The sequence below is a fragment of the Cryobacterium sp. TmT2-59 genome (assembly GCF_004403545.1).
Taxonomy (GTDB): Bacteria; Actinomycetota; Actinomycetes; order Actinomycetales; family Microbacteriaceae; genus Cryobacterium; species Cryobacterium shii.
The window spans coordinates 45179-55991 of the sequence record NZ_SOGM01000049.1 but is presented as its reverse complement, the minus strand read 5'-3'; the positions used below and the strand labels follow the sequence as shown (position 1 = coordinate 55991).

The window sequence follows — 10813 nt, the reverse complement described above, 5'->3', positions numbered from 1 at the left end:
GGCGGCGCTCTTCGCCGGCGTGGCCGCCCACACCCCCGGCCGGCAGCCGTCCCCGGCCTCGGCGGGCGCGGGGCTGCTGCTCGCCGCGCACGCCCACGGCCGCGGCTGGGGGTACCCGGTCGGCGGTTCCCAGGCCATCGCCGACGCGCTCGTCGCCGATCTGCTCGCGCACGGCGGCAGCCTGCGGCTGGACACCGAGGTGCGTTCCCCGTCCGACCTGGAGCCCGCCCGGGTCACCCTGCTCGACACGTCGCCGGGCTTCCTCGCCCGGTTCGCCGGCCCCCGCCTGCCCGATCGGTACCGCCGGGCACTGGCGCGCTTCCGCTACGGCGCCGGGGTGGCGAAGGTCGACTTCGCCCTCTCCGGCCCGGTCCCGTGGACGAATCCGGATGTGGCCCGGTCGCCCACGGTGCACGTCGGCGGCACCCGGGCCGAGGTGGTCGGCGCCGAACGCGAGGTGGCCCGGGGGCGGTCGGCGGAGCATCCGTTCGTGCTGGTCACCCAGCCCAGCGTGCTCGATCCCACGCGGGCGCCGGCGGGCTGCCACGTGCTGTGGGCCTACGCCCACGTGCCGCCCGGCTCGGACGAGGACCTGACCGAGGCGATCGTGTTGCAGATCGAGCGCTTCGCGCCCGGATTCCGGGACACGATCCTGGCCAGCACCGCCCGGTCCGCCCGGGGGATGGCCGCGCAGGACCCGAACCTCGTCGGCGGCGACATCCTCGGCGGCGTGGTGTCGCTCCGCCAGCTCGTCAAACGCCCGGTGGTGTCATCCCGGCCCTGGCGGACGCCGGTCCCCGGCCTCTACCTCTGCTCGGCGTCGACCCCGCCCGGTCCCGCCGTGCACGGCATGAACGGATGGTACGCGGCCACCCTGGTCCTGCGGCACGAGTTCGGCCTCGACGCGTTCCCGTCGCTCGCGCCCGACAGCACGGCACCCGACAGCGCCCGCGCCTGAGCAGCGCCACGGCTCGGGGTCAGTCCTCATCCGTCTCGTACCGGGCCGGCTGTTCGGGTGCGCGGAGGCGGTCGATCTCCCGGCGTTCCCGCTTGGTCGGGCGCCCGGCGCCGCGATCGCGCATCGGGAGCAGCGCCACCTCCTCCCGGGGCGGGGGCGGCGGGGTCATGTCGACGAAGCACTCCGCCGCGACCGGCGCGCCGACGCGCTTGGTGACGATCTTCGCCACCACCAGCACCCGGTCGAAGCCGCTGCTGCGCACCCGCACCTCGTCGCCCACGCGCACGGGCTGGGCCGACTTGGCCCGTTCGCCGTTGACCTTGACGTGACCGGCCCGGCAGGCCGCGGTGGCCTGGGAGCGGGTCTTGAACATCCGCACGCCCCAGGTCCAGCTGTCGACGCGGGCTGAGCCCAGAGGTTCCATGCCTCGACTCTAGGCCAGGCGGCTAGAACGGTCCGAGCATCACCCAGGCGATGAGCAGCATCGTGACCAGGAAACCGGTCAGGAAGTTGAGCCAGAGGAACCGCTTCCAGCCCGCGTTCGCGGTCTCCGCGCGCTCGTCCGTGACCGAGCGGAACGGCCAGGCCGCACCGATGTACGGCAGCGCGAGCACCGCGCCGAGCAGTCCGGGCCAGCCGGTGAAGAGCATCAGCAGCCCGGCGAGGGCCCAGAACGCGATCGCCAGGCGAACGGTGCGCGCCGCGCCGAGTGCGGTCGCGATCGAGGCGATCCCGCCTTCCCGGTCCGGCACGATGTCCTGCACCGCGCCGAACGCGTGGCTCGCCATGCCCCAGAGGAAGAACGCGAGGAGCAGGGCCACCAGCCCGGGCGTGAAGACGGCGCCGGCCACGACCAGGCCGTAGACCGCGGGGCTGACGAAGTGCGTGCTCGACGTCGCCGAGTCGATGAACGGGCGTTCCTTGAACCGGAGGCCGGGCACCGAATAGGCGGCGACGGCGAAGAGGCTGATCGCGAGCACGAGCCAGGACAACGGATGCCCCGTGCCGGCCAGCAGGAGCATCGCCGCGAGCACGGGAACCGCGGTCACCACCCCGGCGACCAGCACCAGCCGGTGCAGGCCCGGGTCGAGCATGGCGCCCTCGACGCCGCCCTTGCGCGGGTTGCGGAGGTCGGACTCGTAGTCGAAGACGTCGTTGATGCCGTACATCAGCAGGTTGTAGGGAATCAGGAAGAACAGCGTTCCCACGATGAGCAGGGCGTCGACCCGGCCCGTGGTCACGATGTAGGCGGCCGCGAACGGGTAGGCCGTGTTGACCCAACTCAGCGGCCGCGACGAGAGCAACACCTGGCGGGTCTTCCACAGCGTGGGGGTGGGGGTCTCAGTCATCGGTCTCAGTCATTCGTTTTCTTTCCAGCAGCGCCCAGACCGCGGGCAGCAGGAGCGCTGCCCCCACAGGATAGGCGAAGTCTTCGATCGGGGCCACACCGATGCGCAGCCCGGAGATCCGGTTCGGATCGTAGTCGACCAGCCCGATCGCGATCATGATGTTGTCGAAAATGGCCGTCAGCACGATCACGACGGCCAGAGCTATCAGGGTGGCGGCGATCCCGCGCCGGGAGAGCGCGCCGCGGCGAACGGCCACGAGGTACACGGCCGCCGCGAGCACGAGGAAGACACTGTTCAGGAGCAGGTACGTCATCCGTGTGTCCCGTCGTCGACGCCGGGGCGGGCCGGCCGGGCGCCCCGCCGCCCCAGGAGGAGGCGCGCGCCCTGCACCGCGTTCAGGGTGAGGTAGCAGAGGAAGGTGAGGAAGACGAGTTCCTCCACCGGCAGCTCCGGGGCCAGCTGCAGGCCCGTCATCAGGTCGGTCTCGCCGCGATAGAAGATGCCCAGACCGATCCCGAAAAGGTCCCAGAGCAGGAAATACGCCACCCCCGCGCCGAGCACCACGGATGCCCGCACCGGGTTCTGCCAGAAGGACAGCCGGAAGCGCGCGTCGAGCAGCACCATCGCGCCCAGGCTCGCCAGCAGGGTCAGCAGGTAGGCGACCTGCACCGCTACCGGGCTTCCGGCCGGGCGTGCCGCACGGAGTTCGGCATCGGTTTGTCGGGCAGCGGCTCCGGCAGCGGTCCGGTGGACGTGTCCGCGTTGATGCGTTTGAGCAGGATCTCAGCGCTGATCAGGCACATCGGAAGCCCGATACCCGGAATGGTGGTGCCGCCGGCGTAGAACAGGCCCTCGACCTTCGCGGAGGCGTTGGAGCCGCGCAGGAACGCGCTCTGACGCAGGGTGTGCGCCGGGCCAAGGGCCCCGCCGCGCCAGGAATTCAGGTCGTCGGCGAAGTCGCTTGGGCCCACGGTGCGGCGCACCACGATCCGATCGAACAGGTCGGGGATGCCGGCCCACTCGCTGAGCTGACGGATGGTGTCGTCCGCGATCTTCTCGATCGTCGGCGAACCGGCGCCGTTGATCCCGCCGTGGCCGAGGCCCGGGTCGGCGGGGATCGGCACCAGCAGGAACATGTTCGTGTGCCCCTCGGGGGCGACGCCCGGGTCGGTGGCGCTGGGCATGCACGCGTAGAAGGAGGCCGGCGAGGGCACGCTGGTCGTCTTGCCGAAAATGCGGCCGAAGTTCTCGGCCCAGTCCTCGGTGAAGAAGAGGGTGTGGTGCTTCAGCTCGGGAAGGTCGCCCCTGATCCCGAGCATCACCAGCACGGCGCCGGGTCCGGAGACCTTTTTGCGCCACCAGCTCTCCGGGTAGGTCCGGGAGGCGGCCGGGAGCAGCTCGGTTTCGGTGTGGTGCAGGTCGGCGGCCGAGACGACGGTGTCGGCGTCGAGGGTGACCAGGGTGCCGTCCTCCGTGCGGTAGCTGACGCCGGCGACGGCGGTCCCGGCGCCCGGGGTGGTGCGGATGGCCGTGACTCTCGCCCCGGTGATCACGGTCACGCCCTGGGCGCGGGCGATGTCGGCGATGCTGTCGATCAGCCGTGTGAACCCGCCCTGGGGATAGAGCACGCCGTCGGCCATGTCGAGGTGACTCATCAGGTGGTACATCGAGGGGGTCTGGTCCGGGGAGGAGCCGAGGAACACGGCCGGGTAGCCGAGGATCTGGCGCAGCCGGTTGTCCTTCACATAGCCGGCGGCGAACCGGTCCAGCGGCTGCAGGAGCAGGCGCGCCAGCCGACCGAGCCGGCGGAGGACATCCGGAACCAGCAGCGGCCGGAAGCTCGCGAAGCTCGTGTACAGGAAGCGCTTGACGGCCATGTCGTACGTCTCTTTGGCGGAAACGAGGTAGCGGTCGAGGGCGGCACCCGCGCCGGGTTCCAGGCTTTCGAACAGGGCGATGTTGTCGGCCCGCTCGGCCGCGATGTCCACCGGCTCGCGGGTGTTCTCGAAGAACACGCGGTAGCCGGGGTCCAGCCGGGTCAGGTCGAGCTGTTCGGCGGAGGACGTGCCGAACAGACGGTAGAAGTGGTCGAACACCTCCGGCATCAGGTACCACGACGGACCGGTTTCGAATCGGAACCCGTCCACCTCCCAGGAGCCGGCCCGGCCGCCGAGGGTCGCGTGCGCCTCGAGCAGGGTGACCCGGTGGCCGTCCCTGGCCAGCAGGGCGGCGCTGGCCAGCCCGGCGATGCCGCCGCCGATGACGACGGTGTGCCCAGCGGCGTGTCCAGCCGTGCTGCTCATCGCTTCCACGCTCCCGGGCCGAACGATGCGGCGAGTGCAATCATGATTTTCTCCGGATCCGGCACCCGTACCCGGGCGCTCATCAGTGCTCGCGCGGGGGTGACGCGCAGCTTCGCCGACAGGCGGGCGAAGAGGCGGTGTGCGGCGGCGACCGCGCGGCGGCTCCCCACCGGAAGCATGGGCAGCACGCGTGCGGCTGCGTCGAGGTCGGCGTCCATATCGTCGAGGAGCTCGTTCTTCTGTGTCTCGGTCAGGGTGAGCAGGTTCACGCCGGGGAAGTAGTTGCGTCCGAGGGCGTCCCGATCGGCGGCCAGGTCGCGCAGGAAATTGACCTTCTGGAACGCGGCGCCGAGGCTGCGGGCGCCGGTCTCGAGCACCTCGAGCTCGGCGGCCGTGCGCGGGGTGTCCTGAACGAAACAGCGCAGGCACATCAGCCCGATCACCTCGGCCGAACCGTAGATGTACTCCGCCACGCCGGCGGCATCGAACGGCGACGGGTCGAGGTCGCGGCGCATCGAGGCGAAGAAGGGCGCGGTCAGGCTCGTCCCGATCCCGGCCTCCCGGGCGGTCGCGGCGAAGGCGTGCACGACCAGATTGGTGCTGAAGCCCGTCTCGATGGCCCGGCCGGTCTCCCGTTCGAGCCCGTCCAGCAGCTCCCGCTGGCCGCCCACGCTGACCCCGGCCTGACTAGCGGCGCCGTCCACGATTTCGTCGGCGATCCTAACGAGGGCGTAGATGGTGCGCACCTGGCTGCGCACGCGCGGCTCCAGGAGCCGGGCCGCGAGGCCGAACGAGGTGGAGTAATGGCCGATAACCGTGGCCGAACTGGCCCGGGCGGCGGCGTTGTACTTGGCGATGCCGGTGTGCTCGGCGGGGGTGTCCCGGATCATCGGCTGCGATTCACTGCGGTGCCGGCCAGGGTGGTGAGCAGCGCCCGGAGCGCCGCCGGGATGGCGGGGGTGTCCAGCGCCCGGGCGGCGCGGTCGGCGTGGTCCGCGGCGAGCTCGGTCGCCGACTGCAGGGCGCCGCAGTCCCGGATGCTGGCACGAACGGCCTCGGCCTCCGCCTCGGTGAGGTCTGCCTTTCCGATGAAGGGGGCGATGCCGGTCCAGGCCGGTGTGGTGCCCGCATGGGCGATCAGGGCCGTCTGCTTGCCTTCACGCAGATCGGTGAGCACGCTCTTGCCGGTCACCGCCGGGTCCCCGAACACGCCGAGGATGTCGTCGGTGAGCTGGAAGGCCACCCCGATCAGCCGGCCAAACGCACCGAGGGCGTCGATCGCTTCGGCCGAGGCGCCGGCGAGGACCGCGCCGGCCTGCAGGGGTGCTTCGAAGGAGTACACGGCCGTCTTCTGCTCCAGCGTCGACACCACCCGGTCCACCGACAGGGGATGCTTCGAGGCGGTGTTGGTCACGTCCGCCAGCTCCCCGGCAGCGGACACGAACACGGCCCGGTCGAGAAGGTCGAGCAGTCGCCCGCGCAGTTCGAGCTCCACCGGAAGCAGGGCGAGGGCGCGGTGCGCTTCGCTGAGGGCCAGGTCGCCGGCCAGGATGGCGGCGGTCGCCGCCCAGGCATCCGCCTGGTCTTCGGCTCCGTGGGCGAGCGCCCGCTCGGCGAACGTGCCGGCGATGTTGGCCACGCCGCGTCGGGCCAGGTCCCGGTCGATCACGTCGTCGTGGATGACGAATGCGGTGTGCAGCAGCTCGAAGCTCACGGCGACGGGGGTTGCCAGGGTGAGGTCGGTGCCGCCGAGGCCCGAGAACGCGGCCAGCACGAGGGCGGGGCGCACCCGTTTTCCGCCCGTGCTGGCCCGCTCGAGGCAGTCCCAGAGGGCGACATAGTGGTCCCCGTAGTCACTGGCCCGCAGGCGTGCCGCCGCGAAGAAGCGTCCCAGTTCCGTTTCCACCCCGACGGTCTGGATTTCATGCATCGAAGCTCGTCAGTTCGGCCAGCTGCAGGCCGAGCCAGGGGCTGAAGGCCCAGGGGGCGTCGCGCACGGCACGCTGAAGGGTGGCAGGGTCGACCCAGGCGAACTCCATCACCTCGTCGGGGTTGGGAACCGGGTCGGCGTCCGCGCGGGCCAGGTAGACCGGGCAGATCTCGTTCTCGACGATGCCGCTGCTGTCGACGGCCCGGTAGCGGAAGTCCGGCAGCGTGACGGCCAGGTCCGTGACCTCGAGGCCGAGTTCGAAGCGGGCACGGCGCGTGATGGCCTCCGTCATCGGCTCGTCGGGCAGAGGGTGGCCGCAGAAGGAGTTGGTCCAGACGCCCGGCCAGGTCTTCTTGGCCAGGGCTCTCCGGGTGACGAGCACGTCGCCGGCCGGATTGAGCACGTGGCAGGAGAACGCGAGGTGCAACGCCGTGTTCGTGTCGTGCACGATGAGCTTGGGGGCAGTGCCGATTTCATGCCCCGCTTCATCCAGCAGAACCACGAGTTCCTCTAGCACTTCGACCCCTGCATAGCTGCCCTTTCTGGCGTTCCAGCAAAGATACCGGAAAAAGTGTCTAACTTTGTTAGCTAAATCTGAGGCTAGCACGCAGCACCGTGCGGACGCGTCATCCGGGGGACTAGCGGGGCGGGTCAGGGCGAGCCGGAGAACGCTTAAACTGAGGGGGTGAACACCCCCGCAGCAGACCATGTGCACGCCCTCCTCGCCTCGTACCCCGATTTCCCGCAAGCGGGCATCCTGTTCCGCGACCTCAACCCGGTGTTCGCCGACGCCAAGGCGTTCCGGTCCCTGATCGACGAACTGGCCGGCCGGTTCGACGGCCAGTTCGACGCCGTCGCGGGCATTGAGGCTCGCGGCTTCCTGCTGGCCGCCGCCGTCGGCTACGCGGCGGATGTCGCCGTGCTCGCCGTGCGCAAGGGCGGCAAACTGCCCGGCTCGGTGCTGAGCGAGGAGTACGACCTGGAATACGGATCGGCGTGCCTCGAGCTCGAGATCGGCCAGCTGGCCGCCGGCTCGCGTGTGCTCGTCCTCGACGACGTCCTGGCCACCGGCGGAACCATCGCCGCCACCTCGCGCCTGGTCGAGCGGGCCGGTTACCACCTGGCCGGGGTCGGCGTCGTGCTCGAGCTGACCGACCTGGTCGGCCGGTCCCGCCTCGGCGACGCCCCCGTGCACGCCATCGTGGCCCTTTAGTAGTTCCCGTTCCGGTCGAGAGTGGCCGCTGTGCCGGGCACTCTCGACCGGAACGGGCACGGTCGCCCGACGACCGGGTGACACCGGGCAACACGAAGGGTTTTCACGGCCGGGGTGCCCCATGCTTGTGCCATGAGCAGTAACGGCGACAGGTGGGTGTACGGGCCCGATGGCGGCAAGTTCTGGGGGCTGTTCGGCGCTGCCGGCCTGCTGGTGCACCACCTCGAGCTGGGGGTGCTGCTGCAACACCGCGCTCTCTGGAGCCATCAAGGGGACACCTGGGGGCTGCCCGGGGGAGCGCGGCACGAACACGAGACCGCCCTCGAGGCGGCGCTGCGCGAGGCCGGGGAAGAGGCCGGCGTCCCGGCCGACCTGGTCACGGTGCAGTTCAGTTCGGTCCTGGACCTCGGGTTCTGGTCGTACACCACGGTGGTGGTCCGGGCCACGGAGCCCTTCGACCCGGTGATCAGCGACCAGGAGAGCATTGCGCTCCGCTGGGTCCCCACCGAACAGGTCGGGGATCTTCCGCTGCATCCGGGATTCGCCGCCAGCTGGCCCGCCCTGCGCGCCCGTCTCGCCTGAGCCGCGCTACGGCGCTTCCCTGACCACGTCCGCCGGCGTTTTGTCCGGGCGCCACCCGCGCCAGGACGGATGCCGGAGGCGGCCGGCCGCGGTCCAGTCCGCGAACTCGACCTCGCCGACGAGCACCGGACGAACCCAGCGGGCGTCCCGGGCGTCGGCGACGGGCACGTCCGCGAACGGGCCGTCCGCCGTTTCGAGGGGGTCCAGCCGGGCCCGGAGGTCGTCCAGGTCCCGGTCCCGGAAGCCCGTACCCACCCGGCCGATATAGCGAAGCCGGCCCCCATCCGGGATTCCCATCAGCAGAGACCCCGCCGAGCCCGACCGCCGGCCGTTGCCGGGCCGCCACCCGCCGATGACGACCTCCTGGCTGAGATGATGCCTGATCTTGATCCACGACCGGGAGCGGCGCCCGGCCTGGTAGCGGCCGTCGAGGGTCTTGGCGACCACGCCCTCCAGACCGAGGTTCCGGCTGGATCGCATGGCCTCGGCGGAGTCGCCGTCGAAAGCCGGCGGAACCTGCACCGCGCCGGTCACCTCCAGGATGTCCGCGAGGACGGCCCGGCGTACGGCGTAGGTGCGGTCCAGGAGCGGCTCCCCGTCGCGTTCGAGCACATCGAAGGCCATGAACCGCACCGGCGTCGCCGCGACGGCGGCGTCGATCTGGCGTCGGTCGGTCAGGCCCATCCGGGTCTGGAGCAGGCCGAAATCCGGCCGCCCGGCGCGGTCGAGGGCGACGATCTCCCCGTCGAGCACGGCCGAATCGGCCCGGAGGGCGCCGGGCAGCGTCGCCACCAGCTCCGGATAGGCCGGCGTGACGTCGTTGCCGTTTCGGGTCAGCAGGCGCACCTCCGCGGCGGGATCGTCCTCCGCCCGGACATAGGCCAGGGCACGGATCCCGTCCCACTTCATCTCGAAGGCCCAGGCGTCGTCCTCCGGCAGATCGGTCACCGAGCCGAGGGTGGCGAGCATGGGCCGGTAACGGATGCGCCGGTCGGCCCCGGCGGAGGAACCGACGCTCCCCGAACGCGCCGGCGGATACGACCCGGACGAGGGCCGGGGCTTCATCAGGTGGATCAGCCAGTTCTTGCCGCCGGTGCGGATCAGCGCGAACCGGGCCGATCCGTTCAATCCTCCGCGCGGCTCGCCGTTCAGGGTGGCGATCACCTCGTCGTCCCGCCATTTCTCCAGGTCGTACGCGCCTCGGTCCCAGATGCTGACCGTGCCGGCACCGTACTCACCTGCCGGGATGACGCCCTCGTACGCGCCGTATTCGAGCGGGTGGTCCTCCGTCCTGACGGCGAGCCGGTTCTTCGCCGGATCAGTCGGCACGCCGCGCGGCAGGGCCCAGGAGGCCAGCACCCCCTCGTGCTCGAGGCGCAGGTCGTAGTGCAGATTGCGGGCATGGTGCTCCTGGATCACGAAGGACCGGCCGTCGCCCGCCGTCACGACGCCGGCCGGCATCGGCTCCGGGGTCGTGGACGCGTCTCGCTTGCTGCGGTAGACGGCCAGGGCATCCGCCCCCGGCCCGCCGACGGCGGAGACACCGGCCGGGTCCCCGCCACCCGAGTGCGCGGTGAGCAGGCCGGCCAGCGGATCGCCCCCGCGCTCGACCCGGTGCATGGCCTGCCGAAAATCGACCTGCGCGAGGCCGGGGGAGGCCAGCTCGCGCCAGGTGCGGGGCATCGCGACCATGGGGCGCAGCGTCCCGCGCAGGGAATACGGCGTGATGGTCGTTTTGGAACTGTTGTTCTGGCTCCAGTCCACGAACACCCGGCCAGGGCGCTTCGCCTTCTGCATATCGCTGACCACCTGGTCCGGGTGGTCGGCCTCGAGTGCCCGCGCCAGTTCGTGGGCGACCTGCGAGACCTGCTCGGACGTGTGGCTCAGGTCCAGGGCCGCATACAGATGGATGCCCTTGCTTCCGCTGGTAACGGGCAGCGGGTCGAGACCCATGTCCCGCAGGATCGCCCGGGCCAGGCGGGCGACCTCCGCGCACTCGGACAGGCTCACCCCCTCGCCCGGGTCGAGGTCGAGCACGAGCCGGTCGGGATTGCGCGGACTGCCGTCCGGCCCGAACTGCCACTGCGGCACGTGGATCTCGAGGGCGGAGATCTGGCCCAGCCAGGTCAGCGTGGCCAGGTCGTTCACCAGCGGGTACTCGTTCACGTGGTGAGTGTGCTGCAGCCGGCCGCGCCTGACCCAATCCGGGGTGGAACTGTCGAGGTTTTTCTGGAAGAAGACGTGGCCCGGTCCCTCCGCGGTCCCGACGCCGTGCACCCACCGCTTGCGGGTGGCGGGCCGGTTGGCGGCGTGCGGGATCAGCACGTCGGCCACGGCGGCGTAGTAGCCGAGCACATCCGCTTTGGTCGTGCCCGTCTCCGGGTACAGCACCTTGTCGAGGTGGGTGAGCGTGATCCGGCGCCCCCCGACCATCACGACCTGCCTCGAACCCCCGTGTTCCGGCACCTCGCTCATGAG

At 71.1% G+C, this 10813-nt stretch carries 12 protein-coding genes; 3 read left to right on the top strand and 9 right to left on the bottom strand.

Annotated elements, in window-relative coordinates; translation table 11 throughout:
* Nucleotides 1–958, top strand: a 958-nt coding sequence (locus tag E3T24_RS17325; protein WP_166789191.1) for an NAD(P)/FAD-dependent oxidoreductase, incomplete at its 5' end; no start/stop codon positions are given.
* Nucleotides 959–977: 19 nt separating this feature from the next.
* Here the strand turns inward: E3T24_RS17325 and E3T24_RS08275 are convergent.
* The 8 genes from E3T24_RS08275 to idi are packed head-to-tail and all read right to left on the bottom strand — an operon-like array spanning nt 978 to nt 7042.
* Nucleotides 978–1382 carry an RNA-binding S4 domain-containing protein gene (locus E3T24_RS08275; protein ID WP_134367472.1) on the bottom strand — a complete coding sequence of 135 codons (405 nt, stop codon included), beginning with the start codon at nt 1380–1382 and terminating at the stop codon, nt 978–980.
* A gap of 22 nt (nt 1383–1404) precedes the next feature.
* Nucleotides 1405–2307, bottom strand: a complete 903-nt coding sequence (locus E3T24_RS08270) for a prenyltransferase (RefSeq protein ID WP_134367470.1) — start codon at nt 2305–2307, stop codon at nt 1405–1407.
* A complete protein-coding gene (locus E3T24_RS08265) occupies nt 2300–2620 on the bottom strand; it encodes a lycopene cyclase domain-containing protein (RefSeq protein WP_134367468.1) in 321 nt (106 codons plus the stop codon). The genes E3T24_RS08270 and E3T24_RS08265 overlap by 8 nt, the downstream gene beginning before the upstream one ends.
* Nucleotides 2617–2976: a lycopene cyclase domain-containing protein gene (locus E3T24_RS08260; protein WP_134367466.1), complete on the bottom strand. Its 360-nt coding sequence runs from the start codon at nt 2974–2976 to the stop codon at nt 2617–2619. Before E3T24_RS08260 ends, E3T24_RS08265 begins: the two co-directional genes overlap by 4 nt.
* A 2-nt stretch (nt 2977–2978) precedes the next feature.
* Complete coding sequence (crtI, locus tag E3T24_RS08255; protein WP_134434505.1) at nt 2979–4610, bottom strand: phytoene desaturase family protein; 1632 nt, start codon at nt 4608–4610, stop codon at nt 2979–2981.
* A complete protein-coding gene (locus E3T24_RS08250; protein WP_134367462.1) occupies nt 4607–5500 on the bottom strand; it encodes a squalene/phytoene synthase family protein in 894 nt (297 codons plus the stop codon). The genes crtI and E3T24_RS08250 overlap by 4 nt, the downstream gene beginning before the upstream one ends.
* Nucleotides 5497–6540, bottom strand: coding sequence for a polyprenyl synthetase family protein (locus E3T24_RS08245; RefSeq protein ID WP_134402437.1), 1044 nt, complete (start codon nt 6538–6540; stop codon nt 5497–5499). The genes E3T24_RS08250 and E3T24_RS08245 overlap by 4 nt, the downstream gene beginning before the upstream one ends.
* The gene (idi, locus tag E3T24_RS08240) at nt 6533–7042 is read right to left on the bottom strand and encodes an isopentenyl-diphosphate Delta-isomerase (RefSeq protein WP_241978655.1); all 510 of its coding nucleotides are present in this window, start codon (nt 7040–7042) and stop codon (nt 6533–6535) included. Before idi ends, E3T24_RS08245 begins: the two co-directional genes overlap by 8 nt.
* Before the next feature lie 183 nt (nt 7043–7225).
* On the opposite strand from idi, the gene E3T24_RS08235 reads away from it, so the two are divergent.
* Together E3T24_RS08235 and E3T24_RS08230 are read left to right on the top strand one after the other, a co-directional pair.
* Nucleotides 7226–7753, top strand: coding sequence for an adenine phosphoribosyltransferase (locus E3T24_RS08235; protein ID WP_134367456.1), 528 nt, complete (start codon nt 7226–7228; stop codon nt 7751–7753).
* 132 nt (nt 7754–7885) lie between these two features.
* On the top strand, nt 7886–8335 hold the full coding sequence (locus E3T24_RS08230; protein ID WP_134367455.1) for an NUDIX hydrolase: 450 nt from the start codon (nt 7886–7888) through the stop codon (nt 8333–8335).
* Between the two features lie 6 nt (nt 8336–8341).
* On the opposite strand, the gene E3T24_RS08225 is transcribed toward E3T24_RS08230, so the two are convergent.
* Entirely contained in the window at nt 8342–10810 is a 2469-nt protein-coding gene (locus tag E3T24_RS08225; RefSeq protein ID WP_134406078.1) for an ATP-dependent DNA ligase, read from the bottom strand.
* Nucleotides 10811–10813 lie beyond the last annotated feature (3 nt).

Coding starts and splice junctions, on each gene's coding strand:
- crtI (WP_134434505.1), bottom strand. CDS start 4,610: ATGAGCAGCACGGCTGGACACGCCGCTGGGCACACCGTCGTCATCGGC.
- E3T24_RS08245 (WP_134402437.1), bottom strand. CDS start 6,540: ATGCATGAAATCCAGACCGTCGGGGTGGAAACGGAACTGGGACGCTTC.
- E3T24_RS08250 (WP_134367462.1), bottom strand. CDS start 5,500: ATGATCCGGGACACCCCCGCCGAGCACACCGGCATCGCCAAGTACAAC.
- E3T24_RS08230 (WP_134367455.1), top strand. CDS start 7,886: ATGAGCAGTAACGGCGACAGGTGGGTGTACGGGCCCGATGGCGGCAAG.
- E3T24_RS08270 (WP_134367470.1), bottom strand. CDS start 2,307: ATGACTGAGACCCCCACCCCCACGCTGTGGAAGACCCGCCAGGTGTTG.
- E3T24_RS08275 (WP_134367472.1), bottom strand. CDS start 1,382: ATGGAACCTCTGGGCTCAGCCCGCGTCGACAGCTGGACCTGGGGCGTG.
- E3T24_RS08225 (WP_134406078.1), bottom strand. CDS start 10,810: ATGAGCGAGGTGCCGGAACACGGGGGTTCGAGGCAGGTCGTGATGGTC.
- E3T24_RS08265 (WP_134367468.1), bottom strand. CDS start 2,620: ATGACGTACCTGCTCCTGAACAGTGTCTTCCTCGTGCTCGCGGCGGCC.